Origin of the sequence: Arthrobacter terrae, from assembly GCF_015708085.1 — a bacterium.
Lineage (GTDB): Bacteria > Actinomycetota > Actinomycetes > Actinomycetales > Micrococcaceae > Arthrobacter_M > Arthrobacter_M terrae.
The window spans coordinates 23213-49548 of record NZ_JADNYM010000032.1 but is presented as its reverse complement, the minus strand read 5'-3'; the positions used below and the strand labels follow the sequence as shown (position 1 = coordinate 49548).

Annotated in this window: 24 protein-coding genes, 1 tRNA gene and 2 pseudogenes; 15 read left to right on the top strand and 12 right to left on the bottom strand. The window is 62.7% G+C overall.

Annotation, left to right across the window (positions count from 1 at the left end; all coding sequences use genetic code 11):
- Positions 1-252: 252 nt before the first annotated feature.
- Together IV500_RS19475 and IV500_RS19470 are read left to right on the top strand one after the other, a co-directional pair.
- Positions 253-1023: a DUF4158 domain-containing protein gene (locus IV500_RS19475; RefSeq protein ID WP_230855213.1), complete on the top strand. Its 771-nt coding sequence runs from the start codon at positions 253-255 to the stop codon at positions 1021-1023.
- A 368-nt stretch (positions 1024-1391) separates the two neighbouring features.
- Positions 1392-1973, top strand: a complete 582-nt coding sequence (locus tag IV500_RS19470) for a recombinase family protein (RefSeq protein ID WP_196398477.1) — start codon at positions 1392-1394, stop codon at positions 1971-1973.
- Between the two features lie 44 nt (positions 1974-2017).
- Here the strand turns inward: IV500_RS19470 and IV500_RS19465 are convergent, their stop codons facing one another.
- The 4 genes from IV500_RS19465 to IV500_RS19450 form a co-directional block, all read right to left on the bottom strand.
- A complete protein-coding gene (locus tag IV500_RS19465; RefSeq protein WP_196398476.1) occupies positions 2018-3376 on the bottom strand; it encodes a DUF4032 domain-containing protein in 1359 nt (452 codons plus the stop codon).
- A gap of 139 nt (positions 3377-3515) precedes the next feature.
- Positions 3516-4598 carry an ABC transporter ATP-binding protein gene (locus IV500_RS19460; RefSeq protein ID WP_196398475.1) on the bottom strand — a complete coding sequence of 361 codons (1083 nt, stop codon included), beginning with the start codon at positions 4596-4598 and terminating at the stop codon, positions 3516-3518.
- Between the two features lie 165 nt (positions 4599-4763).
- Positions 4764-5552: a trehalose-phosphatase gene (gene otsB / locus IV500_RS19455; protein ID WP_196398474.1), complete on the bottom strand. Its 789-nt coding sequence runs from the start codon at positions 5550-5552 to the stop codon at positions 4764-4766.
- Entirely contained in the window at positions 5542-6978 is a 1437-nt protein-coding gene (locus IV500_RS19450; RefSeq protein ID WP_196398473.1) for an alpha,alpha-trehalose-phosphate synthase (UDP-forming), read from the bottom strand. Before IV500_RS19450 ends, otsB begins: the two co-directional genes overlap by 11 nt.
- 242 nt (positions 6979-7220) lie before the next feature.
- Here IV500_RS19450 and IV500_RS19445 point away from each other — a divergent pair, with 242 nt between their 5' ends.
- Both IV500_RS19445 and IV500_RS19440 read left to right on the top strand, forming a co-directional pair.
- Positions 7221-8117 carry a DsbA family protein gene (locus IV500_RS19445; protein ID WP_196398472.1) on the top strand — a complete coding sequence of 299 codons (897 nt, stop codon included), beginning with the start codon at positions 7221-7223 and terminating at the stop codon, positions 8115-8117.
- Between the two features lie 99 nt (positions 8118-8216).
- Positions 8217-8290 (top strand) — tRNA-Thr (locus tag IV500_RS19440).
- Between the two features lie 473 nt (positions 8291-8763).
- Here the strand turns inward: IV500_RS19440 and IV500_RS19435 are convergent.
- The 4 genes from IV500_RS19435 to IV500_RS19420 all read right to left on the bottom strand — a co-directional run bounded on the left by IV500_RS19435 (position 8764) and on the right by IV500_RS19420 (position 12186).
- Entirely contained in the window at positions 8764-9078 is a 315-nt protein-coding gene (locus IV500_RS19435) for an FCD domain-containing protein (protein ID WP_196398471.1), read from the bottom strand.
- Between the two features lie 149 nt (positions 9079-9227).
- Complete coding sequence (locus IV500_RS19430) at positions 9228-10310, bottom strand: Zn-dependent alcohol dehydrogenase (RefSeq protein WP_196398470.1); 1083 nt, start codon at positions 10308-10310, stop codon at positions 9228-9230.
- A 44-nt stretch (positions 10311-10354) separates the two neighbouring features.
- Positions 10355-11707: an MFS transporter gene (locus IV500_RS19425; protein ID WP_196398469.1), complete on the bottom strand. Its 1353-nt coding sequence runs from the start codon at positions 11705-11707 to the stop codon at positions 10355-10357.
- 26 nt (positions 11708-11733) lie between these two features.
- Positions 11734-12186, bottom strand: a complete 453-nt coding sequence (locus tag IV500_RS19420; protein ID WP_196398468.1) for a VOC family protein — start codon at positions 12184-12186, stop codon at positions 11734-11736.
- A 137-nt stretch (positions 12187-12323) separates the two neighbouring features.
- On the opposite strand from IV500_RS19420, the gene IV500_RS19415 reads away from it, so the two are divergent.
- Positions 12324-13208 (top strand): LysR family transcriptional regulator, encoded by an 885-nt coding sequence (locus tag IV500_RS19415; protein ID WP_196398467.1) that lies wholly within the window; start codon positions 12324-12326, stop codon positions 13206-13208.
- A 156-nt stretch (positions 13209-13364) separates the two neighbouring features.
- Here IV500_RS19415 and IV500_RS19410 read toward each other — a convergent pair whose 3' ends face one another.
- Positions 13365-14336: a LysR family transcriptional regulator gene (locus IV500_RS19410; RefSeq protein ID WP_196398466.1), complete on the bottom strand. Its 972-nt coding sequence runs from the start codon at positions 14334-14336 to the stop codon at positions 13365-13367.
- 127 nt (positions 14337-14463) lie between these two features.
- On the opposite strand from IV500_RS19410, the gene IV500_RS19405 reads away from it, so the two are divergent.
- The 7 genes and pseudogenes from IV500_RS19405 to IV500_RS19375 form a co-directional block, all read left to right on the top strand.
- Positions 14464-15915 (top strand): aldehyde dehydrogenase family protein, encoded by a 1452-nt coding sequence (locus tag IV500_RS19405; RefSeq protein ID WP_230855210.1) that lies wholly within the window; start codon positions 14464-14466, stop codon positions 15913-15915.
- A complete protein-coding gene (locus tag IV500_RS19400) occupies positions 15912-17633 on the top strand; it encodes a hypothetical protein (protein ID WP_230855209.1) in 1722 nt (573 codons plus the stop codon). Before IV500_RS19405 ends, IV500_RS19400 begins: the two co-directional genes overlap by 4 nt.
- On the top strand, positions 17633-18625 hold the full coding sequence (locus tag IV500_RS19395) for a membrane dipeptidase (RefSeq protein WP_230855208.1): 993 nt from the start codon (positions 17633-17635) through the stop codon (positions 18623-18625). The genes IV500_RS19400 and IV500_RS19395 overlap by 1 nt, the downstream gene beginning before the upstream one ends.
- A complete protein-coding gene (locus IV500_RS19390) occupies positions 18618-19334 on the top strand; it encodes a hypothetical protein (protein ID WP_196398464.1) in 717 nt (238 codons plus the stop codon). Before IV500_RS19395 ends, IV500_RS19390 begins: the two co-directional genes overlap by 8 nt.
- Positions 19331-19711 (top strand): RidA family protein, encoded by a 381-nt coding sequence (locus tag IV500_RS19385; protein WP_312875995.1) that lies wholly within the window; start codon positions 19331-19333, stop codon positions 19709-19711. Before IV500_RS19390 ends, IV500_RS19385 begins: the two co-directional genes overlap by 4 nt.
- 67 nt (positions 19712-19778) lie before the next feature.
- Entirely contained in the window at positions 19779-21146 is a 1368-nt protein-coding gene (locus IV500_RS19380; protein ID WP_196398462.1) for an MFS transporter, read from the top strand.
- A gap of 188 nt (positions 21147-21334) precedes the next feature.
- Positions 21335-21782: pseudogene (locus IV500_RS19375) on the top strand (thiamine pyrophosphate-binding protein); the annotation flags it as partial.
- A 40-nt stretch (positions 21783-21822) separates the two neighbouring features.
- Here IV500_RS19375 and IV500_RS21710 read toward each other — a convergent pair.
- A pseudogene (locus tag IV500_RS21710) lies at positions 21823-22061 on the bottom strand (acetolactate synthase); the annotation flags it as partial.
- Between the two features lie 691 nt (positions 22062-22752).
- Between IV500_RS21710 and IV500_RS19370 the strand changes: the two are divergent.
- The 3 genes from IV500_RS19370 (at position 22753) to IV500_RS19360 (ending at position 24600) form a co-directional block, all read left to right on the top strand.
- Entirely contained in the window at positions 22753-23055 is a 303-nt protein-coding gene (locus tag IV500_RS19370) for a rhodanese-like domain-containing protein (protein WP_196398461.1), read from the top strand.
- A 163-nt stretch (positions 23056-23218) separates the two neighbouring features.
- The gene (locus tag IV500_RS19365) at positions 23219-23839 is read left to right on the top strand and encodes a rhodanese-like domain-containing protein (RefSeq protein ID WP_196398460.1); all 621 of its coding nucleotides are present in this window, start codon (positions 23219-23221) and stop codon (positions 23837-23839) included.
- Positions 23836-24600 (top strand): sulfite exporter TauE/SafE family protein, encoded by a 765-nt coding sequence (locus IV500_RS19360; protein ID WP_196398459.1) that lies wholly within the window; start codon positions 23836-23838, stop codon positions 24598-24600. Before IV500_RS19365 ends, IV500_RS19360 begins: the two co-directional genes overlap by 4 nt.
- A gap of 98 nt (positions 24601-24698) precedes the next feature.
- Here the strand turns inward: IV500_RS19360 and IV500_RS22505 are convergent, their stop codons facing one another.
- Positions 24699-24866, bottom strand: a complete 168-nt coding sequence (locus tag IV500_RS22505) for a DUF8730 family Cys-rich protein (protein WP_512699641.1) — start codon at positions 24864-24866, stop codon at positions 24699-24701.
- 191 nt (positions 24867-25057) lie between these two features.
- Positions 25058-26335, bottom strand: coding sequence for an MFS transporter (locus IV500_RS19355; RefSeq protein ID WP_230855207.1), 1278 nt, complete (start codon positions 26333-26335; stop codon positions 25058-25060).
- Between the last annotated feature and the right edge of the window lies 1 nt (position 26336).

Genomic DNA, 26336 nt, shown 5'->3' with positions numbered 1-26336 from the left:
AAGGCCCACAGCGCCGATGGTACTGCACTCGTGAGGGTGTGGGAGAGTAGGACACCGCCGGACAACCATTCAAAGGACCAGGCCCCGCACACCGTGCGGGGCCTGACCCCTTTAACACCCCACAACCCGGACCCCTGGTGGGTTCCCGAAAGGGCATGGTGCTGGTTAGGAATCCTCGCCCAGCGTGGGGTCTGAGCTGCAGCGGAACAGTGGTTGGCGCTAAGACTTCCAGCTTGGCTTTAGGTTGGTTGCATGCCAGTTGAATTTCTCAGTGATGACCAAGTAGCGGTATATGGCCAGTTCTCAGGTCCGATTTCACGGGCCGAGTTGGAACGGTTCTTCTTTCTAGATGACCAGGACTTGGAGCTGGTGGGTCGCCGTCGTGGCGAGGGCAGCCGGCTGGGCTTTGGGATTCAATTGGGAACACTGCGGTTTCTGGGAACGTTTTTTGATAATCCGTTGGCGGTCCCGGAAGAGGTGATCAATTTCGTGGCAACACAACTCGAAATCGTCGACGATTCCGTTTTGGGCAGTTACATGGAGCGGTCAAAGACGCCCTACGAGCACCGCTGGGAGATAGCCCGGGCATATGGGTACCGGCGATTCTCAGAACCAGAGACTGCCAAAGAATTTAGAAGCTTCTTGATGGCGCGTGCGTGGACACGGGCCGAGCGACCGACCCAGCTCTTTGATCAAGGCGTAGCGTGGCTTCGTGCGGAGCGGGTGCTGTTACCGGGTGTGAGCGTGTTGGCCAGACTCGTCGCCGAGGTCAGAGCGATGGCCGGGGATCGGTTGTATTCGATGTTGGCGGAACGGGTGTCACCGGATCTTTGCCGCTGCCTTGATGGTTTGCGCACGGTGCCGGGCGATTCCCGGTCCTCGGGATTGGAGCGGCTGCGTCGGGCCCCGCCCCGGGCATCGGGTCCCGAGATGGTCCGTGCCACCACCTGTAAGAAATCGTTTGAATACACCAACTCGACAGTGGAGCCGGACACGGCGGCTTGCGGTGCGGGAGTCCTCTGAAAATGATACTGGTGCTGCGAGACGCCGACGAAGGTCCGGTGGCCCGGCTCCTAGGCAAGTATCACGGCAAAGCGCAGCACGCATCATGGCTGAAGGTTCGTGACCACAACCCTCGTGTGCGGAACAGGGCGAAAATGGTGCCCCGTGTCCTTCCGCGTGACCAGGCATTAGAAGATCGGCAAAACCGCTCTCAACCGCTACAGATGGCCAATATCTGGGGCCGGAGCCATGTTCAGCCAACTCTTCAAAAACGGTTTTGAGACGGTTTCGGGGTCCGGCGACACGCCGATCAAAAACCGTCCATAACCGGTCTCACAACATGTCCGACACGCAGCGATGTTGTGAGACGGTTGTGCGACAGTTGACCCATGGAAACCCACCATTTCAATCTCATCGGCTATGCACGCGTTTCCACCAACGGTCAAGACTCCCAACTCCAGCGCGATGCCCTTGAGGCTGCCGGCTGTGGCCGGATCTTCGAGGACAAAATTTCCAGCCGCGCCACCGCGCGCCCGGGACTCGTAGAAGCAATCGACCATCTCCGTCCGACGGATACCTTGTGCGTCTGGAAATTGGACCGCCTCGGCCGATCGGTGAAGGAAATGCTCACCATCGCCGACGGCCTCTATGACCAGGGGGTAGGCCTGCGCATTCTCACCGGAACCCTGACGGGAACCTACAGCTCGACTGGAGAAGGGAAATTCTTTTTCGTCATGATGGCCGCGTTCGCCGAACTCGAACGCGACATGATCCGTGAACGAACCATGGCCGGACTCGCCGCAGCCCGCTCCCAAGGCCGCACCGGCGGCCGCCCCACCGTCATGGATGCCGATACCCTCGCCGCTGCCCAGGCCAGACACGCCAACGGGGAAAGCCCCACGCGGATCGCCAAAGCCCTGGGCGTTTCCCGTGCCTCTATATACCGACACCTGCCAACCAGCAACACCTGAATCATGCCACCCAAACTAATTCCTTAGCGCCAACCACTGTTCCACTACCGGTCAGACCCCAGCGTGCCGCCTTCCAGAATCTTCATGGTGGCGGTATCCGCGGTGAGCATGATGGCGGCCTCGTCGCGCCGGTGCCGGAGAATGGTGTCCAGGTAAGACTGCACGGCTTCCGCTAGCGGAACGTAACGGTCCTGCTGCTCAGACATGTACCAGCGGTGCTCCAGCACCTCGTGCACTACTTCGGCCGGTTCTAACTTGCCGCCCAGTTCGCGGGGGATGGACCGGACAATTGGCTCGAACACGTGGCTGACCCAGGAGTGGGCGCTGATTTCCTCGTCCACTTCAGGGCTGTTGTCCGCACGGTAGGTGTCCATGTCGTTAAGCAACCGCCGGGCCTGGTTTTCCTGGGCATCGATTCCCGTCAGGCGCAGTAACCTGCGTTGGTGGTGTCCGGCGTCGACTACCTTCGGCTGCAATGAGATGGTGGCGCCGTCGGGGGTGGTTTTAATCGTGTACTCGCCAACGTCGAATCCCAGTTCATTGAGGCGCCGGATGCGGGCACCCACGCGCCAGCGCTCACCAAGCTCAAAGGACTCCTTCCCGGTCAGCTCCCCCCAGAGCCGGCGGTAGCTGTCCATGATCAGCTCGCTGGTGGCAACCGGATCCACCTTTTCTTCGATCAGGCCACCCTCCAGCAGATCCATCAGTTCGCCGGCAATGTTGACCCGGGCGATCTCCAGGTCGTATTCGCGCTGCCCGGTGGAGAGGTCCGGGTACAGTTCGCCGGTTTCGGCATCCACCAGGTAGGCGGCGAAGGCCCCGGCGTCACGGCGAAACAGCGTATTGGAAAGTGAGACATCACCCCAGTAGAAGCCGATGAGGTGCAGTCGGACCAGCAGAAGCGCCTGGGCGTCAATGAGGCGGGTGAGGGTGTCCCGACGCAGCATCTGCGAAAACAGTGCGCGGTACGGCAGTGAGAATTTCAAATGGCGCGTGACCAACACCGGGTCCAGCGCGGCTCCTTCTGCGGTGGTGCGCCCGCTGATGACGGCGACCGGTTCGACGCAGGGAACGTCCAGGCGCCGCAGCTTACGGAGCATGTGGTATTCATGCTTTGCTACGTGCTCGCTGGTTTCCTTGATAGCGATGACGGAGCCGCTGAGGTGGGCGAAGCGCACCACATGCCGGGAGATTCCGCGGGGCAGGGCGGCCAGGTTTTCCTCCGGCCATTCCTCCAGGGCGATGTGCCAGGGGAGGTCCAGCAGTTCAGGTGCCGCCGTTGCCGCAGTGATATTGAGCGAGCCAAGAACACCGGCCGGTGGTGCCTCCGGTCGGGGGAGCTTCCCCTTCTGGCCGAAGTCCGTGGGCTCATCTGTCCACCGGGCGCCTGCTGATTCCGTCATGGGTCAATTCTCGCTTAAATGGTGGCAACGCTAAATGGCACAGGCGCTGAACAACACAGGCGCCGATCAACACAGGCGCCGAACAACACAAACGCGGCGGCACCCCGGAGGTTGCCGCCGCGCGCTAGGTGGATCCTGCTTAGTCTCCGAGCCGCAGTCCGGAGGTGCTGTCGAAGAGGTGGATGTGGCCCTGCTGTGGACGCACGAACAAGCGGTCACCCTTCGCCGGTGGGCGACGGCCGTCAACGCGGGCCACCATGTCGTAGTTCTTGCCGTCCACCGTGGTGTGCCCGTAAATGTAGGCATCCGCGCCCAGTTCTTCGACGACGTCAACCTCAACCTGGAGGCCTTCGCCCTCCGGAGCCATTTCCAGATCTTCCGGCCGCACGCCCACGGTGACCGTATTACCTGCGGCGGCACCGAGCACCTCGCTGGGTACCGGATAGACGGCACCGCCAAACTTCACGCCGCCGTCGGTGACGGCCAGCTCGAGCAGGTTCATGGCGGGGGAGCCGATGAAGCCGGCCACGAAGACATTATTCGGGTGGTCATACAGCGCCCGCGGGGTATCGACCTGCATCAGCAGCCCGTCCTTGAGCACAGCCACGCGATCGCCCATGGTCATTGCCTCGACCTGGTCGTGCGTGACATACACGGTGGTCACACCGAGCCGGCGGGTCAGCGAGGCGATCTGCGTGCGGGTCTGCACGCGCAGCTTCGCGTCAAGGTTTGACAGCGGCTCATCCATCAGGAAGACCTGCGGATTACGCACAATCGCCCGGCCCATGGCAACGCGCTGGCGCTGACCGCCGGAGAGCGCCTTCGGCTTGCGGTCCAGGTACGCCTCGAGGTCCAGCAGCCGGGCAGCTTCCTTGACCCGGGTGGCGCGTTCTTCCTTCGGCACGCCGGCGATCTTCAGGGCGAAGCCCATGTTATCCGCCACGGACATGTGCGGGTAGAGCGCGTAGTTCTGGAAAACCATCGCGATGTCGCGGTCCTTCGGGGGGATGTCGGTCACATCGCGGTCACCGATCAGAATCCGGCCGGAGTTAACGTCTTCCAGTCCGGCGAGCATGCGCAGCGAGGTTGATTTACCGCAGCCGGAGGGTCCAACGAGGACGAGGAATTCGCCGTCGGCGATTTCAATGTTGAGCTTGTCAACAGCGGGCTTCTCGGTGCCCGGGTACAAACGCGTAGCGTGGTCAAAAGTAACTGTAGCCACAGTCTTCAATCCCTTCATCGGCAGGTACGTGCCGAACGATCCGTAGTGAATGGTGATTTGTATTCAGTTAGCCGCGGCAGCGTGCGCCACCTCAGCAGTATGTCACACAAAACGTGATGTTCATCTCAGCAGCTGGGGCAGCAGCAGCATGCCGGCCGGGTATGCTCAGCCGCGGGTCCGGCGGGAGTCCAGCACCAACTCCAGCAGCGGCCCGACCGCCTCCGGCGAATCGATCCGAAATAGGGCTGCCGTCTGCCCGGAACCCACTTTGACGCCGACGTCCTCCGGACCGAGGGCGCTGAAGCCGTGTTCGTCTGTGACATCGTCGCCGGCGAAGAGCACCGCAGTGGCGTGGACCGCGTCGCGCAGCGTCCGCAGCCCCTGGCCTTTGTCTGCGCGCACCACGGAGACTTCCAGCACGCGCTTGCCGGCGCTTAGATAGACGCCGGGTAGGGCGTCAAGGGCAAGATGCGCTTGTTCGACGGCGGCGGCAGCCACAGCATCGGTCGCCATTCGGGTGTGCAGGACAATGCCGGCGGGTTTTTCCTCCAGCAGGGTTCCCGGGTGCTCCCCGGCAATATCCCGGAGCAGGGCGCTGGCCTGTCCGAGCAATCGTGCCTGGTCCTCGGTCAATGTCAGCGGCCGTGCGTCGGGTCCGAGCCACACTTCTGCGCCGTGACTGCCGATCAGCAGGGCCTCCCGCGGCGGGCTGGCGACCCGGCGCAGACTGGCCAGTGCGCGCCCGGAGATCAGCGCCGTCGTCGTGCCCGGCAGCTGCGCCAAGGCGGCGAAGGCGTCCGCAGCTGCCGGCAGCGGGCGCGCGTCACCGGCCAGCGGGACCAGGGGGGCCATGGTGCCGTCAAAGTCCATGGCCACCAGCAGCCGCGGCGTCCGGCACAAACGTTCGACGGCGGCGATCAGGTCTGCGGGAAGCCCGGCCGGATCAGCGGTCATCCCGGACGGCCTTTTCATCCAGCGTGACCAGGAAATCCTGCGACCAGCGCTCCACATCATGGTCCAGCACCTGCCGGCGCATAGCACGCATCCGGCGGCTGGCGGCCGCTGGGCTGAGATTGACCGCGGCCATAATGGTCTCTTTCAGCCCGTCGATGTCATGCGGATTGACCAGCATCGCCTGCCGGAGCTGGTCCGCAGCGCCGGTGAATTCACTGAGCACCAGCGCGCCGGTGTTATTGACCCGGGCGGCAACATATTCCTTGGCCACCAGGTTCATACCGTCCCGCAGGGCCGTGACGAGCAGGACGTCAGCGGCAAGGTAGAGCGCCACCATTTCCTCCACCGGGTAACTGTGGTGCAGATACCGCACTGCGGTGTTCTGGATAGTGTCGAACTGGCCGTTGATCCGGCCCACGGTACCCTCGACCTCTTCACGCAGCATCCGGTACGTTTCAACGCGTTCCCGGCTGGGGCTGGCGACCTGGATCATCGACGCGTCTTCAACCTTCACCTTCCCCTCGCTGAGCAGTTCGCCGTAGGCCTTGAGCCGGTGCGGGATGCCCTTGGTGTAGTCCAGCCGGTCCACGCCCAACAGGATGGTTGTGGGATTGCCCAGATCGCTGCGGATCTGGCGTGCCCGTTCAATCACATCCGGGCGGCGGGCCAGCGTCTGGATGTGCTCTACATCAATGGAGATCGGGAAGGCCTCGGCGCGCGCAATATGGCTCATTTCGCCGTCGGGCGTTGGAACATGCACCTGCTTTTGCTTCACGCTCGCGCCAAGGAAACGGCGGGCCGAGCGCAGGAAATTAGCCGTGTCGTTAGGTCGCTGGAAGCCGATCAGGTCCGCGCCGAGGAGCCCGTCAATAATGGCCCGGCGCCAGGGCAGCTGCGCGAAAATCTCCGGCGGCGGGAACGGGATGTGGTTGAAAAAGCCGATCCGCAGGTCCGGCCGGCTCTGCCGCAGGTACCGCGGCACCAGCTGGAGCTGATAATCCTGCACCCAGACCGTGGCGCCCTGGGCAGCGGAGTGCGCGGCGGCGTCGGCGAACCGATGGTTGACCCGTCGGTACACATCCCACCAGGTGCGGTGGAACTCCGGCGGCGCAATGACGTCGTGGTACAGCGGCCAGAGCGTTGAATTGGAGAAACCCTCGTAATACTGCTCAACCTCGTCGCTGCTGAGCGTCACCGGGATCAGCCGCATGCCGTCGTTATCGAAGGCCGCCAGATCCTCATCCGGTGCACCATGCCAGCCGACCCAGGCGCCGTCGGCTTTGTTCATGACCGGGGCAAGCGCGGTGACGAGGCCGCCCGGAGAACGCCGCCAGCCGCCGTCGCCCTCCGACGCCGGAATTCTGTCCACCGGCAGGCGGTTGGACACGACGATGAAATCGAAATTTCCCCGGGGTGCATTGCCCATCGGGGTGCGTGCTTGAATGATCTGGCTCGGACGAGTTTGAGGATCGGACAACAGTGTCTCCCGCGTTTGTCTGGTGCTTATCCGCCAGCCTATATGTTCCGGAAACTTCGCGCCTTTTGGCCGTTAGTACAGCCCCTCAATGCAGGCCGCCGGTGGGGTGTAACCCGAACTCCCCGGTTCGTCCCCTAAAATGGGGGAGTTGCCGCCGCGTGGAACTTCCGCGCCCACTGACACGAGGAACTATGACCCCGCAGAACGAGCCACGTCCCAGCAAAGCCGAACGAACCTCGCAGGCCCGTGAAGAGGCCCGCAGGATCCGCGAAGCACACGCCAAGAAGGAGAAACGCAACGGTTGGCTGATCCGCGGCAGTGTCCTGCTGGCCGCCGTCGTCGTTGTCGCCATCGTCGCGCTGCTGATTGTGCAGGGGACCAAAAAAGCGCCGGAAACCGCCGCCAGCGGACCCGTCCCCGCCAACGCCAACATCTACGGAGGCGTTGTGCAGGGCAAAAACGGCGTGCTGGAGCACCCGTCCCCGGGGCAGGTCGACAAGGCCACGCTGACGGCCGCACCTTCCGCCGGGGCCAGCGCCACGGCCACCGACCTGGGCGCGATCGGAATTGAACCCAGCCCAGCGGGCGAGCCCGTGCAGATTGTGGCTTACGTGGACTTCATCTGCCCCGCGTGCAAACAATTCGAGGACACCTACGGCCCGGTGCTCAAGCAATGGCAGGACTCCGGGAAAGCAACCGTCGAGTACCGGGCCGCCGGCATCCTGGACCAATACTCCACTACCAACTACTCCTCGCGGTCGGCCGCCGCCGCCGCCTGTGTGGTGGATGAATCCCCAGACAAATACGCCGCCTACTTCAGTGCTCTCTTCGCCAAGCAGCCCGCCGAAAACAGTGCAGGCCTAAGCAACGACGAGCTGAAAAAGATGGCAAAGGACGTGGGAGCTGCGGACATCGGCAGCTGTGTGGACAACTCCACCTACCGGCCGTACATCCAGTACAGTACGGCCGTTGCCCATGCGCACAACATCAACGGCACCCCCACCGTGTTCGTGGACGGCAAGCAGTACACGGATACGTCAGTTGCGTTCGACGCGTTTGCGCAGCCCATTATCGACGCGAAGAAGTAGCGGTTTTCGCTGGTTTCCGGACGGGCCTCGGGGCGGTCGCATTTAGCGATGCGGGCGCCCCTGGGCTAGTCTTGTGTAGCTGGCTTTTGGGCCGGTTACGCCTCCTTAGCTCAGTTGGCCAGAGCACCGCTCTTGTAAAGCGGGGGTCGTCGGTTCGAATCCGACAGGGGGCTCAAAAAGCCCGGAATGACGGGGATTTCGGTAGTTGCAATGGCCCCGATAAGGGGCTATTTCAACTTAAGTCTCCCCAAACTCTCCACATTGGGTCTCCATATTCATTAGTTTTCACCCTTCTTGGCGGGAGGCGGAGGCCCTTCCATCGGGCTGAAGGCATCCACGACGGCACTGGTGTCCAGGGCCTCCTCATGCCTCAAAAAGAGGGTACGTCGGGTCTGTGGCCACGCAGATCGTTCCGGAGCCGGTGATGTCTGCGGGCACGATTGCCGCGACGGCCAAGCGACCACCGAAAAATATGCCACGAAACGGTCATGGCAACCCTGAGTGAAGAAACTTGCGTTCTGCAACCAGTCCGGTTTCTACGATACGAACGTGTCGAGCTGTTCATGGCGGTGCAGTGGCACCAGCTCACCTTGGTCGCGTTCGGCACCCTCGTAGCTGTCATCGCCTCTGCCATCGGGGGACCGCGCTACTTCGGAGGCAAGACCCCTTTAAGCGCCTCCAAGGATGGTTTGCGCCCCATTTCAATGTGCGACAAAGCCAGAGCGGCTGCTAAATTGGGCCTTCCGTCGTATATTGCTTTGCAAAGGGCAAGGTGCTCGGCGCATTGGATGCGGGGATCCTGGTCGGGTGTGTGTGCGAACAGCCAAGGTACCCGGCCAGCCAGGGACTTCATATGCATCCTGAGTAGCTCGTTACCTGTCATCTCCACTATCCGGGTATGGAACTCCGCATTAGTGTCACATATTTCCCACCACAACCACCACCATCGCCACACGCCCATCGCATCCCTTCAGAATGCGCTAGAGCGAAGCGGAGGTCATCAGCGCTAGCCAACCAACCACCTCCGCGGTCAGAGGCGAAGCCTCACTAGAGGTTGAGTAACTTAAAAAGGCGTCAAAAGCGCCGCTATTTGAAGAAGAGGTCAGCAGTTTATTCGAACATGATGACGCTACGTGCGGCCGCACCTGACTTTAGCTTCGCGCAAGCTTGGTTTACTGAGTCGAGGTCTACTCGGTCCGAAATAAGCTCGTCGAGCATAAGCCGTCCCTGTTTGTACAGTTCGAGCAGTCTCGGGACGTCTAACCGGAACCGGTTCGAACCCATACGACAACCCTGCAGTCGGCGTTCTGCCATCATGTCGGCGCCGCTCACCCTAACCGTCGCTCCGTCTGGGATCATTCCGATTGCGGTCGTCACCCCGCCTCGGCTGAGCATCGCGATTGCCTGCTCGATCGTCGAGGGAAGTCCGATCGCTTCAAAGCTATACTCGACGCCGCCAAGTGTGAGGTCTCTTACGGCCGCGACCGGATCGCAGGAACTGGCGTCGATAACGTCCGTAGCGCCGAACTGTTTCGCGAGGGCCAATTTCGCGGCGGATTTGTCGATCGCGATCACTCTCAGCGCCCCGGCGATCCGTGCCCCCTGAATGCAGTTGAGCCCAACACCACCACAACCGATGACCGCAACGGTTGTTCCTGCGCGGACCTGAGCCGAGTTGAACACGGCTCCGCAGCCGGTCAAGACGGCACAGCCGACCAACGCTGCACGGTCAAATGGGATGTCGCGGTCAATTTTGACCGTATTTCTTTCATGAACGAGCATCTCCTCTGCGAACGATGCCAGGCCGACGAACTGATTGATCGAATTACCGTTCTGTGAGAGCGCAGGGGGCGCACCGGCGGCCCTGCCCGTTGACACGGCGTGGCAGAGAGACGGGTGTCCCGTCAGGCACTGCCTGCATTCTCCACAGAATCTCGAGACACATGTGACGATATGGTCACCAAGCTTAACGTGGGTGACGTCTTCGCCGATCGCGGTCACGACGCCAGCCGATTCATGGCCTAGAACCGTTGGTAGAAGGGCCGGGTTACGGCCCTCCATGATGTGGAGCTCGGTTTGGCAGACTCCAGCCGCCATGGTGCGGATGCGAACCTCCTCCCCGCGTGGCTTGTCTAGATCAACGTTCTCGATGGAGAATTTTCCTGGAACTTCGCGAAGAACTGCAGCTCGCATCTCTGCTGGCCTTTCGATAGAAAATTTGGATTAGTAAGTCTTCGTCAGCGCTTGACGTTAACGAGTGATTCTGGGGGAATCGAAGAATGGGCGTCGATGCCGTCGACTCGACGGATCCGGCTGCGCCCCAGGAAAATTGCCCCCGCGGAGACAAGCGCAATCGTGGAGAGATAGATCCCGTACGCGTATACGTTTCCGCTCTGTCCCGTTAGCGCGACGCCGAGCAGAGGGCCGGTCGCGCCAAACAGGATCACTGTGATGTTGTAAGAGAACGATCCGGCTGTGACACGAACGGTGGGTGGAAACATCTGCGAAACGGCCAGGGCAGCCGGTACAGCGAGTATGCCTCCGCAAACTCCGAGAATGACACCCGCGAGTATCGATGCGGAGTGGCCACCAGAGGCGATCAAGAAAATTGGTACACCAAGGACCGCGACTAGAAGGGCGCCGCTAAGAAGTGTGCGATACATACCGATCTTGTCGACGATCATCCCGGTGCCTAGCGCCGCGAGAATGAGGGCGACGTCTGTGATCAGGGTGATGGTGTAGGCCTCGCTCGGCGCAATCTTCACAGTACGGACTAGGAAGGTAGTGAAGTATGACGTGATGGTCGTGGTGATCAACGGATAGATTCCGATCGCCAGAATGAAGACGACCATCGTTGCCTTGTGCGATCTGAACGAGTCCCGTACGGGGCTGGGCTTGACCTTGGCAAGTTCGTCGGCCTTGCGAAGCGCGATGAACTCTGGCGTCTCTTGAACATGTTTCCGGATGTACATCCCGATCAATCCGATGGGGAGCGCGATAATGAACAGCACTCGCCATCCCCATTCCGCGAATGCCGTATTGCCTATGATTGCGCTGAGGAGGCTGGCGAATCCTACGCCAGCGAGCACTCCGAGGAATGTGCTCGAGACCAAGTAGCTGATGGTACGGGCTCGCCGCTCTGGGGCGCTGTGCTCATAGAGAAAACTTATGGCCGAGCCGTACTCGCCGCCCGCTCCGAGCCCCTGCAGCAAGCGGCATGAGAGCAGCAGGATCGGTGCCGCCACTCCGATCGCGGCGTAAGACGGGAGCACTCCCACGGCTGCCGTAGCCACTGTCATCACGGCAATGGTCAGAGCAAGCGCGGGTCGCCGACCGTATGTGTCGGCAATCCATCCGGTCAGAAGGCCGCCCAGCGGGCGTGTGATGTACGTAAGAGCAAAAATGATATAAGTGCTGAGAAGCGCAACGAACTGGTCTTTGGCGGGAAAGAAGTTCACTGCAATGACGGCTGCGACGACGCCATATACGCTGAAGTCGTACCACTCGCTAAAGTTGCCAGCGGCCGCGGCGACGATTGCTTTTCTGCGTTCGCGTGGGGACAAAACCGTGTTCGAGGTGGTACTAGTCATCGGTGACTCCTTGTGGGTATGCATTACTAGAAGCTGAACACGGTAGCTGGCTGAAACAGTTCCACGCGAAGACCATCGGGCCCAATGGCGTAGGCGATAATTCCGCCAGTGTTTCGCCCGGTGTCTATCTCATTTGGCGGTGACACGAACTCGACGCCCGAATTGATGCAAGTACCGTAGATTTCTCGGATGTCGTCGACAACCAGGGCGAGATGGGTTGCACCCGGGTGGTGAGCGGGCAGAAACGAGCCGTCGCATTCAGGCTGAATGTACTGAAGCAACTGCAGTTCCGCGCCAAGGTGTTCGGCGGTCGAAAGTATTGCGTTGTCGATGACGGCATCGGGCACCCCCACGGTGGCCCTCGTGTACGGGTTGTCTTGGATCTGCCGGTGTCGCAGATGAAATCCGAAGTGGTTCACGAAGAAGTCGATGGCCGCATCAAGATCTGAGACCGTGAAGCCAATGTGGGCGATGTTCATCTTAGGTTCCTCGTTTGTCGAAGGGTCCGGGGGTTTCGTTGACCACCGGGATCGCTCTTAATAGTGACCCTCGACACTAAGAAACAGAAGGCGGAAATACTTGCGCATATATAAGATTTCCTTATATAAATAGAGGCATGGAAACCAGACGTCTGCAGTATTTCCTTGCGGTGGCAGAAGAACTCCACTTCGGGCGCGCAGCGGTGCGCCTGCACCTCTCACAACCCGCGCTGAGCCAGCAGATCAATCTTTTGGAACGGGAGGTGGGCGCACGCCTGCTGCATCGCACAACCCGGGAGGTCGCTCTCACGAGGTTGGGTGTGGCCGTGGCGCAGCAGGCAAAGGTTTTCGCCGCGTCCGAAACGCATGTGAAAGAGCGGATTGCCGATTTGGTTTCCGGACGGCAGGGGTACTTACGCGTCGGCTTTGTTCCGTCGGCAGCATACGACCTGTTGCCGCGGATCGTTGCCCCCTTCAGTCACGAACATCCGGACGTCAGGCTCAGCCTGCAGGAAATGCCTTCGCAGCAGCAGATCGAACTGGTTCTTAGCGGTCAAATGGATCTGGGGTTAGTCCGCGATGTTGTCCACGCGCGCGGAACCTCGATTATCCCGCTCGCGCGGGAAAAATTGGTTCTTGCATGCCCGGACCGCCACCCAACGGCCGCGACCGATCACGTCAAACTCAGTACCCTGCAGGGGGAGCGGTTCATCGTCCTGCCCAAGCATGTTGCGCCCGCCATGTCGCGGACAATTTCCGCGCTCTGCCAGCATGCAGGCATTGATCTCAGCGATGCTATGGAGGTCCTCGCTTTCCCCACGACACTGGGCCTGGTCGCCAGCGGCATGGGAGTGGCCATCGTTCCAGCCTCGGTCCGGGCCACCGTACTTCCGGGACTCGTCTACCGCGAACTGGCTGAGGACAACGCAACCTCACAACTTTCAGCAGTCCTCCCGGACGGTGGCGCTGATGAGTTGACGCAGCAATTCCTGGACATCGCAAGCCGCGTCCTCACAGGCTAAATCTCTGCCCGACGCCCGCCCCGACCCCCACGCTCGTCCTGACTCAGCGCAACTACGCCAGGCCCGCTCCGCCATCGGCCGCCAATCTGCAGCTACATCGACAACACATGCTGGGAAACGCCCTCAAAAAAATTCAAGACAGCCCTGACCCGCAGTTCATGACGGCGCACCAGGTGACACGCCGGGATCTGGCACGGCGGCTGGCTCCGTCGGCTCATTCGTCCCGTGAGGTCGCGCCGGCTCAGTCGGCGAGGATTTCCCGAACGCTGCCCTGATTTTTGACACGAGCAGGGGGTTGGAGGCTTCCGTGGAGTAGATCAGGCTGACGGTCGAGGTGGCGTTGGCGTCCTCAATGTCCAGATAGACCAGGCCCGGGATGGCAAACGCACGCATCGACTCCGGCACCACCGCGATGCCCAGGTGGGCGGAGACCAAACCGAGAATGGTGGGAAACTGGACGGCTTCCTGGGCAATGTCGAAATCCACACCCACGGCATGGAGCAGTGCCGAAATGTGGTCAAAGAGCGAGGAGATGCGGCTTCGCGGGAAAGCGATGAAGGCCTCACCTTTCAGCTCCTTTAGGGCCACAGATGACCGGGTGGCCAAGTGATGGTCGGCGGCCACGGCGACCACCAGGGGTTCGTGCATGAGCACGGTGGCACTGATGCCCGCCACTGTCCGCACCTCCCGCGCAATGCCCGCGTCAAGGCTGCCGGCGGCAATGAGCTCCAATTGCATATCCGTGGTCTCCTCGCGCAACTGCAGATCGATTCCCGGCCACCAAGAGCGCATGTCCCGGACCAGCCCGGGCACCATGTAGATAGCTGCCGAAGAAACAAAGCCAAGTCTCAGCCGGCCAAGTTCGCCGTCCCTGGCGTGCGCCAGGGCCGCCGTCATGATGGCGTATTGAGCCAGGACTTTGCGCGCGTGCTCCAAGAGCACCTCACCCTCCGCTGTCAGTTCCACATTGCGGGAATTACGCACGAACAGGGCCACCTTGCACTCTTCCTCCAGCTTGCGGATCTGCTGGCTTAACGGCGGCTGTGCCATGTGGAGGCGCTGGGCTGCCCGGTTGAAGTGGAGCTCTTCGGCGACTGCGACAAAGAGTTCAAGACGTCTGAGGTTCATGTAATCAAGATTAGACAGGTATTGATGGGCGTCAAATAGATATTTTATTTTGCAACGCGATGCGTCTAGCGTTGTCCGTGAGAGAAGTCACAGATTGGAACGGAACAAAGGATTGACAATGCCTGTAATGACCAAGCCAGCCAGCAGCTTCATCAACGGTACCTGGGTGGACGGATCCGGTGCATTCGTGTCCCGGCACAACCCGGCAGTGCCGGAGGAGGCAGTGACCAGCTACCACCAGGCCGGCTCCGCGGACCTGGCGCAGGCGATCCAGGCCGCCGCTTCTGCAGGCACGTCCTGGGACGGGCTGGGCATATTGGCACGCGGCCGGGTCCTGGCCGCCGCCGCAGCAGCCATCCGGGAACGGGCCGAGGAAATCGCCGCCGTCATGACGGCCGAACACGGCAAGACGATCGCGGAGTCCCGGATGGAGGTCGACGCATCGGCGGACACCTTTGACTACCATGCCGCCTCCGCCCGCAATCCCGTCGGCACCGAATTCCCCTCCAGCCACCCGGAGGAGCGGATCCTGACCGTGCGGCGGCCGCTGGGCGTGGTCGGGGTGATCACCCCGTGGAACTTCCCCCTGCAGATTCCGGCTTGGAAGATCGCTCCGGCGCTCCTGCACGGGAACACGGTGGTGTGGAAGTCGGCTAGTAATACGCCTGGTGTATCTGTTCTGCTGATGGAGGCGCTGGCCGCCTCCGGCATCCCCGCCGGTGTCGTCAACCTGATTCTGGGCCCAGGTCAGCTGGGCTCGGAACTGGTGTCCGATCCCTTGGTAGGTGGTGTGACGTTTACCGGCTCCGTGCCGGTCGGCCACCACATCCGTGGGATTGTCTGCGGACGGGGAGCGAAACTGCAGCTTGAACTCGGCGGGCACAACGCCACACTCGTCCTTCCGGACGCGGATGCTGAACTGGCTGCCACCAGTGTTGTCGCCGCCGCCATGGGTTCCACCGGCCAGAAGTGCACCGCCACGCGGCGCGTGATCCTGGTCGGCGGCGGGCACGAGGACTTCCTGGCACGAGTCAAGGACAAAGTCTCGAAGCTGGTCCTGGGACCGGGCACGGATGCCTCGGTCCAGATCGGCCCCGTCGTTTCGCCGTCGGCCCGTGAAGAAATCAACGCCGCCGTCGAACAAGCGCTTTCGGAAGGTGGGGAAATCCTGGCCCAGGCGGTCCTGCCGAAGGGGGAAGGCAGCTACGTCGCCCCCACGGTGCTGACCGGACCGCGCTCCATGACCATCTGCCAGGAGGAAGTATTTGGCCCCGTCACCACAGTGCTGCACGCAGAGACCCTGGAGGAGGCCATTGAACTGGCCAACAACACCGTCTTTGGCCTCACCGCCGCTGTCTTCAGCAGTGATGAGCGTGCCATTCGCCGCTGCGTTTCCGCGCTGCAGGCAGGCTTGGTCAAGGTCAACGCCCCGACCACAGGGTCCGAGCTCCATGCACCGTTCGGGGGTATGAAGGATTCCACCTTCGCCGGACCCCGGGAGCAGAACAGCGCCGCCGCCGCCACTTTCTTCACCCACGAAAAGACCGCCTATCTGCGCCTGGCCCCCAAGAAGGCATGACCATGAACCTCATCGACGAAGAAACCAGGTGTGAGCTGCGCGCCCCGGAGGCTGTGCTCTGCGGCTCCGACATGAACGGCGCCTGGGGCACACGCCACAGTTTTGCCCGCACTATGCTCCGCCGCGCGGCCTCCCATCAATGGCGCGTGACCAAGTCCCGGCTGGAGCTGGACGAGCTGGGCCGGGGTACCGCGGTCTACACCATCGACGCCGAGGGCTACAGCTTGAAGTTCATCGCTTTTTGCCAGGCACTGGAAGAAAGCGAACGCACCGACAGGGTCATCGCGAATGCTTGGGACGTCACGGCGGCACTCATCGAAGGTGTTCTGAGCCCGGAGCGTGAGGCGGAGCTGCGCCGCAATGTCACGGTCCAGGAACAAGGTCGCACCGACCCGGAAACAATCATCATGACCAGGGCCAACCGCAGCGCCCGTTTCTTCGACTATGTCAGCGACTGCCTTGCCGCGGGGATCCAGCCCGACGTTGCGAAGATTGGCCCCAGCCCCTATCTGATCCGCAGCACCGCGTTCTACGGCAACGGCAAGTTCGGTCTCAAGGAGCTGGCCACCCTGCCGGCCGGCCACCCCTTGTCTGTCCCTTACCGTTCTCAAATGCTCGCCGCGTGGCTGTTGCGCGAGCTCAGCATGGACCTGGTGGAGCATGTTGCCAAGGCTAAGGCGCGGGCCGCGGGAACCGATGCTGTTCCCCTGAATGCGCAGTGGGGCAAGTACTTTGGGTTGGGCAACGCCACCGGCTTGGGCATGGTGCCGTTCCTGGTCAACCACCCCGGCTACCTCGACGCCTGGTGCAAGCTCCGCGAGCTTCCCCTCGCGGTGGGACTCGCCGCCAGTTACGCACCGGAAAATCCTGATCTGGGCCGGGTTGTCGAACTTCTTGACAGGGCGGACCGGCACCTGGCGGAAAAGTCCGAACTGAAGACCGTGCCGTTCCTGTCGACCGATTCGATCAGACCGCAACTTCGCCAGCTGCTCCGCGAACTCCAGACCTTCATGGCCTCCGGAGGGAAGGCCGCTCCCGTGCTGGCGCGCCTGCACGAACTGGCGGCCGACCTCAGCCCGGAAGCCCGCGGTCTCTTTGCCTCCATCGTCATTGAACTCCGGAACGATTTTGACCAGGAAGCCGACGCACTTCTCACTGTGGCCGCTCCGCCGGCCTTCGACCCAGCCATGCGCTGCGGCGAATTGCGGGCACTGCTGGAGCAGAACTACGGCTGGACCCGCAGCTACGACTTTGCCGCCCCGGAGCACTCCCTCTACTACTGGTACACCTCCGCGGACAGCGAAGAACCGCGGCGGGCGCAACGGACGCAGAAGGCGGCGGGCACGGTGGAGCACTGCACGGACGTTGCACGCCGCATCAACACGCTGACGGCCGACCTGGCGGCCTTCCCCGACGGGGCCAGCGTGGCCGAATTCCTGCTGGCCCATCCGGACGACCGATTCGCTGCCGAACGGATCCAGCAGACCAAGGATTACCGCTACGGCGATGTGCAGGACAACCTCGTGGATGCACAATTCCTGCCGCTGAGCACCCAACGCTTCCAGTTGGCGACGTACGGAATGAACAACTTCAGCCCGCAGTCCACCGACTGGGTTCGCGTCACCTTGTTCAGCGGCGCCCCGCGCGTGGCGGAGGTCATGAGTGGAACCGACGACGACGACTGGCTGTTTCCGCTGGCACCTGAAGGAGAGAAATAATGAGTATGCACCAGCAGGCAACCGTCGTGGACGGACTGCAGATCAGCAACTGGAGCCGGCCGGTGCTGGAGGAATTGCGCACCGGAGGCGTCAGCGCTGTCAACGCCACCTGTGCCGTCTGGGAAAACGCCGCCGAAACCATCCGCTCCATCGCCCAATGGCTCGAACTGGCCAACCGCAACGACGACCTCTTCTTCCTTGCCACCAGCGGCGCCGACATCGAAAGGGCGAAGGAACAAAACAAGATCGCCGTTTTCCTTGGCTTCCAGAACACCAGCCCCTTCGAGGACGACTACCGCTATGTGGAACTCTTCCACCGCCTCGGCGTCCGCATAGCCCAGCTGACCTACAACAACCAGAACCTGCTCGGAGGCGGCTGCTTTGAGGCCGAGGACTCCGGCCTCACACGCTACGGACGTGTGGTGGTGTCGGAGATGAACCGCGTCGGGATGCTGATTGACCTGTCCCATGTCGGGTACCGCACCAGCCGCGAGGCCATCGAGGCCTCCACGGTGCCCGTCGCGATCACCCATTCAAACCCCTTGTGGTTCTTTGACACGCCCCGAAACAAGCCCCACGATGTCATCCAGCCGCTCGTTGACCGCGGCGGAGTCATTGGCTGCTGCCTCTACCCGACCGTCAGCGGTGGCGAGCACATGACCATCGAGAGCTTTGCCGGCATGGTCGCACGCATGGTGGACCAGTATGGGCCTTCACATGTCGGTCTGGGCAGCGACTGCACCCGCGGCTGGGACCACGAATTCGTCGGGTGGCTCCGCAACGGACGCTGGCAGCCCACCGCACCGGAAAACTCACCCCGGTGGCCCGCCTGGCCCAACTGGTTCACCGGGCCCGAAGACTTCCCCCGGCTCACCGAAGGACTAGTGGCCGCCGGACTCACCGATGGCACCATTGCCGCGGTCCTGGGCGGCAACTTCAGCCGCCTGTTCGCCGAGGTCATGGACACCACCAAGGAGAAGGCCAATGTCTGAGACCACAGTATCTGGGACCACAGTATCTGGGACCGCCGTCTGCTCCGTCCAGCCCCGCGAGATCGTCGAATCGGCGTTCCGCGCCCTGTGCGCTGCGGGTGCGGACCCTGCCGAGGCGCAGGAAGGCGGACTGGCCGTATTGCGGGCCGAAGTCGACTCAAAGCACGGGCTTGCCCTGCTGGAGCAACTACTCGCGGCGGACTGGTCCCAGCCCGTGCGTGCCGCAGCCACCAGGTCGACTGCCTGGGCCGGCGTCACCGTGCACGAACTCGACTGCCCGGACCAGCCGGCCTTGCGTTCGGCGATGCAGCTGATCGACCTGGCCGCCAGCGGCGGCGCCGAAGAAGTCCGGGTCAGCCGCACAACGGTGTCCGGGATCCCGCGCCCACTGTGGAATGACCTGCTGCTGCGGCGCAGCGCCAACCTGCAGCGCACCATTATTGTGGCCATCTCCACCAAGGCCGGCACGGAATACCTCTCCGTCCACCATGGCTCCGTCACCTCGGCAAGTGAGCCGCCCAGCGCAGCCATGGCAGCATCGCTGCTGCCGCGGTCAGAGGGGGAGAACACCGTCGTCGTTGTCCTTCCCGGCACCACCGGCCTGGACCGCCAGGACGCCAACATCTGTCAAAATCCTCTGAAAGTAAGTGAATACGAATGGCTTCGCATGTATCAGCTCTCCCGGAACTACCTCATGGCGGACCGGTGAGCAGCATCGAGCGCATCCAGTTCTCCGACGGCAAACCACGGCCCTACTCGGCCTCGGCCGCCGTCAACGGCATCATCTTTCTTTGCGGGCAGATACCGGCCCGTGCCGACGGCACGACCCCGGCCGACATTGCCGGCCAAGTGGTCCAGGCCTTCGACAACCTGGAAAACGCCCTGGCGGATGCACATTCCAACCTGTCCAGCCTCCTCAAACTCACCGTCTTCCTCGCGGACCTGGACGAGTTTGACGATTTCAACGCCGCCTACCTCACCCGGCTCAGCGGCCATCCACTGCCTCCCCGTACCACGGTGCAGGTTGCCCGTTTCCGGGGCCAGAAGCGCATCGAAATCGATGCCGTCGCAGCCGTAACAGCCTGACCCACCTCCGGTCACGGATCTGTTGGGCAACCATCGCCGCTTTCCTTAAGCCCAGATCGGAACCATCATGCTCTCCCACGCACCCGTTCCAGCACCCACCTCCCAACTAACCATCGATTCAGCACCGCTGAACTCGTTCCACAAGCGACTGACCCTCTTCAGCTCCGGCGGTCCGTTCCTGGACGGCTACATTCTGGCCATCATCGGCATCGCGTTGGTCCAGATCATCCCCCAATGGCAGATGAACGAGTGGTGGAACGGGCTCATCGGCGCTTCCGCACTGGTCGGGGTGTTCATTGGCGGACTGGTCTTCGGCAACATCACGGACAAAATCGGCCGCAAGCTCATGTACACGATCGACCTGGTCGCGATCATCGTGTTCTCGATTGCGCAGTTCTGGGCCAATGAGCCGTGGCAGCTGTTCACTCTGCGCCTGCTCATCGGTATTGCCGTCGGCGCCGACTATCCGATCGCCACCGCGCTCGTTGCCGAATTCGTGCCGTCAAATTGGCGGGCCCGGCTGCTGGGCGGCTTGAACGCCATGTGGTTCGTCGGGGCCACCGTTGCAGCCTTTGTCGGCTACTGGCTGCTGTCGCTCGATGACGGCTGGCGTTGGATGCTCCTGTCCTCGGCGGTACCGGCCGTCTTGATCCTTATTGCCCGGGCCACGATCCCGGAATCCCCGCACTGGCTGGTCGGCAAGGGCCGCCACGACGAGGCCCTGGTAATCCTGAAAAAGACCATCGGTGAAGAAGCAACCCTGGACGGGATCACGGCCCACGATCCCAACGCCGTCAAGCTCAGCACCGGCAAGGCCTTCAAAATGGTGCTGACCGGCGGCTACCTGAACCGCGTCATCTTCATTTCCATCTTCTGGACCTGCACCATCGTGACGCTGTTCTCGATCTACGCCTTTGGACCGCAGATCCTGGCCCTGTTCCACCTCGAGTCCGGCGACGCAGCCAACATCGGCTACGGGCTGATCAATCTATTCTTCCTCGTCGGCAACATTGTTGCCCTGCTCGTCGTCGATAAGCTTGGCCGCCGCCCCGTCCTGATCTGGGGCTTCATCCTCTCCGGCGTCGGCCTGCTGTTCCTCGCCCTCTTCCCCACCGCCCCGCTTGGCCTTATCGCGCTGGCCTTCGCCTTCTACGCCATCTTCAACGGCGGGCCCTCAATCCTGGAATGGATTTACCCGAACGAGCTGTTCCCGACCAAGGTCCGGGCCACCGCCGTCGGCCTGTGCACCGGAACCAGTCGCATCGGGGCCGCCATCGGCACCTTCGCCACGCCCCTGGCCCTGACCCATCTGGGACTCTCCGGGACCATGTGGATCGCCGCTGGCATTGCCCTGGTCGGAGCCGGAGCCAGTTACTTCATGGCACCGGAAACCAAGGGCAAAAACCTCGAAGACGCCGCCTCACTCCACGCCTGAGAACGCCGGAGGCAATCGCGACACCGCTAATTCATAGACAAGGAAACACCATGCCGTTACTGAACGTCGCCGTCCACACCACAGGCAAAGACGCGACGACGCAGAAAAGGGCTGATTGCGGGACATCTTCCACTGACGTCCATGCTCCCCCGGCGGTATCGGCAGGTCACGTCGTTGTCGAGTCGCTTCTGGCCCACGGTGTTCGACGGCTCTATGTGGTCCCGGGGGAGAGCTACCTCGAGGTCCTGGAAGGTTTACATGCCTCCCGATTGAAACCATTGTGTGTCGTCATGAGGGGGTCAGCTACATGGCGGGGCCGACGGGAAAATGGACGAGCTTCCGGGCATTGCGATGGTGACCCGGAGCCCGGAGCGATGAACGTGCACGTATGCCTATGCACCGCCTGGCAGCATTCAACACCACGGTTCTCTTCGTCGGGTTGATTCCGTTCGACCTTCGGGACCAGGAGGCGTGCCAGAAATTCGACATCAGGGCTCAGTTCGATACCCGGGCCCGGTTCGACACGGGGGCCAAGCGCGTCATGGTCCTTGACCATGCCTAAGGGCCTCGGAGATCGTCGTCGAAGCCATGTTTGCGGCCCAGAGCGGGCGCCCCAGACCCGTCGTCGGCCTGCCCGGGGAGAGCCCCGACGCCCGGATCAACACCTTTGCCGCTTGATGTCGCCGGGCGCCTTGCATGCAAAGACAAGGAGGTCGGGTCTCTTCCAGCAAGTCATGGGTGGGCCGGAGCCGGCCGTAGCCGATCGGGCCCATCTAGGACGGGGAGTCGAAGGTAACGGTAAATTCCGGGTGCCCCTGCGCTGCGGCCGGGATGTGGTGTCCTTCCAGCCACCGGGTCAACCGGCCCGCCCCCTTCCTGCGTCCAGTCATTGCCGCCCGGCACGAACAGCGGCCGGCTTGGCCATACATTCGCCGGTGACGCCCGCTGCCGTTAGGCTGACCGGCTGCTCGACGGACGCGCCTTCGCGGGAAAAATGGGTCGGCAGGTAGTATGCGCATCGCCGTCAACGGGGGTGTGTAACGGGGGCGATACGGCCCTCCATTCCAGTTGGAGGCGCTCCCGCAACGCCCAGCCCAGCAGATGTGGCAGGCCTGCCAGAAACGAACCGGCTGCGGCAATTCAGCCCACCGCCAGCTACCAAGCTGACGCCAGTAACCGTCCACGGAACCCAGCCGCGCAAGAGTATTCCCTGGTCGTCGTCCGCTGGGATCCCGCATTTGCTGCCAATGAGGGTTACTCGGCTGCCATTATCGCCCGTATCTCTTCCAAGTCCAGCATCCTTGATGCCGGTGATGAGCTTCTCGGGTCCGGTCGCGTTCATTGCCCCCGGCTGGGAGGCGACGAGGGTCTTTTTCCCCAAGTCCCTCAGGGTGGGCAGGCGGGGCGTGCACCAGGCTACCCAGAACTCCACCGGCACGGTGTCGTCGCCGGTGATGATGCCGCTAAAGGTCTTTTCGGAAATATCGATGGTTGCCGTAGACTAATTATTATACCCCTAGGGGTATAATAATTAAATGAACGAACGCCCGCCATCATCGGCGTCCGGCCCCACCGCGACAGCCCCGTCCTACCGAAAGGTTTAGCCATGGAAATTACCCCACAGCAGCTCTCGGAGCAGCTCACTAACGGCGGCGACGCCCAAATTGTGGATGTCCGCGAATCAGCTGAAGTCGCCCTAGACATGATCCCCGGCGCTAGGCACATTCCCTTAGGCGAACTGCCCGAGCGCTTCAAAGACCTGGACAAATCACGTCCCGTCATCGCAGTATGCCGGAGCGGACGCCGCAGCGCCGTGGCCGCGGAGCAGCTCGCGGCCGCAGGCTTCACTGCGTACACCATGCCTGGCGGAATGCTCGATTGGACAGCCGCAGGCTTCCCCATCAGCTGAGCTCACCAGACCGCCCGGGCGGCATGTCCCCCACATGCCGCCCGGGCTTCCACTTGCCCGGACCCTGCCCGTGTCTCTGACATGGGGAACCGGACGGTGGCCGGCGGCAACCCGTAAACGCGGGCCGCCACCAGAAACGCTCCAAGACACACCGAAAGAGATCATGACTTCCTTGAACACGACCAACGCCCCTGATGCCGCTCCCAGGTCCATCGATGCCTCGACCCTGAAGACTTGGGAGGATAACCACGACGATCTGATGATCGTTGACGTCCGCAGCGGCGCAGAGTTTGATTCCCTGCACATTTTGGGCTCCTATCATGTACCGCTGGCTATGCTCAGCGAGCATGCGGAAGAGTTCGCGGCAAAGATGGGTACCCGTGTGGTCCTTGTCTGCCAGTCCGGTAACCGGGCCGAGCAGGCCCGCAAGCACCTGGATGCTGTTGGTCGGGCCGGTGTTAGTGTCCTCTCCGGAGGGGTTCCGGCGTATGCAGCCGCCGGCGGTAACGTGATCCGCGGCCGCGGCCGCGGCCGTGGCCCTTGGGCGCTGGAGCGGCAGGTCCGGATGGCCGCTGGCTCCCTCGTCCTGGCCGGCGTGCTTGGCAGCAAATTCGTCTCGCCCAAGCTGGGGCTGATCGCTGGCGGGATCGGGGCCGGGCTGACGTTTTCCGCAGCGACGAACAGCTGCGCCATGGGACAGGTGCTCTCTAAAATGCCGTGGAACCGCTCCGCTAATGAGCCGACCGCGCACCAGGCCCTGCAGAGCCTGAGCGCCGGCGTATGATCATCTCCGCTGCGGCGTTCGGGCTGATCGTGGGCGCACTGCTCGGCCTGGTCGGAGGCGGCGGATCCATTCTCGCCGTGCCCGCCCTGGTCTATGGCGTGGGGCTACCGCTTGCCGCGGCGATCCCCACGTCGCTGGTCGTTGTCGGCGCTTCCTCAGCCGTCGCGGTGCTGCCCCGGCTGCGCGCCGGGGTGAACTGGCGCCTGGCGCTGATCATCGGCGCGGCAGGAACCGTGACCGCTTACCTCGGGGCGGTAGTTAACCGGCTCCTTGACCCGAAGATCCTACTGCTGGTCTTCGCCGCGATCATGGTCTTCGCCGGGGTTCGGATGCTCAGACCGTCCACAGCAGCCGGAGGAGCCTGTGCCCTCCCCGGCGGCGGGATCAACTGGCGCAGTTGCCTGCCCAAGGCGATCGCCACCGGCGCCGTCGTGGGGTTCCTGACCGGTTTGCTCGGCGTCGGGGGCGGTTTCCTGATCGTCCCGGCCCTCACGCTGGTTCTCGGGCTCCCGATGGCGCTGACCGTCGGCACATCCCTGGTCGTCATCGTCATTAACTCCGCTGCCGGCTTCGCCGCCCACATGGGCGACCTGCAGATCGACTGGGCCGTCACGGCAGCCTTCGCCGTAACCGCGATGGCTGCCTCGCTCGTGGCCGGACGGATCGGCAGCAGGATTCCGGATGCAGCGCTCAAGCGCGGCTTTGGCATCCTGGTCTTGGTAATTGCCGCTTACGTTGCCATCCAGGCAATCCTTTCCTGACAGTGGCGACAAAGGAATAGCGAAAGCGCCGAAGGATGTTTCCTCCGGCGCTTTCGCTATTCCCCATTGCCCCAGTACCGTGGGCCGGCAGGGTGGGCTTAGCGTCCGAACAGCTTCGCGAAGAAGGCCCTCCCTGTGGACTTTTCCTGCTCGTGTCCGCGGCAGCGCTGGGAGCTGGGAACCCCGCGCATAACCTGGTCAACGTGCTGACCGCAGCCGGCCCACGTCGTTTTACCGCATGTCTTACATGTCACTGCACGGCACATCTGCTTGCTCTCCTATTTGGCTGGATTGTCATTGAAATATACCCCATGGGGTATTCTCGGGAAATAAGTGCGTACGGTGAATCGGAGGTCCGGGGAGACCGCGCGTCGCCGTCACGTCGGTCTCTGGCTGGCCGGCGTCGTGAATCGGACTCGGCGGTGGGAGGGGTCTACTCCGGCGCCGGTGCGGTTGCTTAGATGGCGGGTTTGTGGTCGGTGCCGCGCATCCGGACGGCCACGAGGATTCCTGAGACCGCGGTGAGGGCACCGACGACGGTGACGGCGGCCGGGATGCCGTAGGCATCGGCGAGGATCCCGGCGAGCAGCGCGCCGACGGCGAATCCGCCGTCCCGCCAGAGCCGGTAGATTCCGACGGAGCGGGCCCGCCAGGCCGGGTGCGCGACGTCGCCGATGGCGGCCAGCAGGGTGGGGTAGACCATGGCGGTGCCGGCGCCGAGCAGGACCGCTGCGGCCAGCCAGAACCCGAAGTTGCTGCCGACGGCGACCATGCCCAGTGCCACCGCCTGGACGACCATGCCGCCTACGATCAGCGGTTTGCGGCCGTATTTATCGGATAGTGCGCCGGTGGCGAGCTGACCCGCGCCCCAGACGGCGGGGTAAACGGCGGCGAGGATGCCGATCTTTTCGATGGTCAGTCCGGCCGCGGCGAACATGACGGGAAACAGTCCCCAGGCGAGGCCGTCGTTGAGGTTGTTCACCATGCCGGCCTGGCTGACCGAAGACAGGGACTTATCCCGGAAGCTGGTGAGGGTGAAGACCTGCCGATTGCTTAGATCCGCGTGCGCACCGGCGTGGGCCGTGGTGTGGTTGGCGGCTTCCAGTTTGGCATGGTGATGGGTTTCCTTCACGGACAGGACGGACAGGCCAAGGCCGAGTGCGATGTAGGCGGCGCCGAGCAGGAACGGCCCCGGCCGCAGCCCGTAGTTGGCGGCGATGTAGCCGGTGGCCAGTGCGGTGGCGGCGACGCCGAGGTAGCCGGCCGCCTCGTTCAGGCCCATGGCCAGGCCACGGCGGGCCGGCCCGGCGAGGTCCATCTTCATCATCACGGTGGTGGACCAGGTCAGGCCCTGGCTGATGCCCAGGATCACGTTCGCGGCGACGATCCAGCCCCAGGAGGGCCCGAGAATCAGCAGCAGGGGCACGGGGATGGCGATGAGCCAGCCTGCCACGAGGACCGGCTTTCGGCTGTAGCGGTCCGAGAGGGTGCCGGCAAAGTAGTTGGTTCCGGCCTTGGCCAGCCCGAAGGCCAGGATGTATGTCAGCGCGGATGTGTAGAGGTTCAGGTGGAAGACCTGGTCCGCCAGCAGGGGCAATACCGTGCGTTCCTGGCCGAGGGTGCCGCCGACGAGGGCGTTGACGGCGACTAGGAGTATGAACTGGGCCAGGTTCTGCCGCAGGCCCAGCGTGACCGCGGGCCGTACACCGCAATCACTTGTTTCAGTTGTGGCCAAG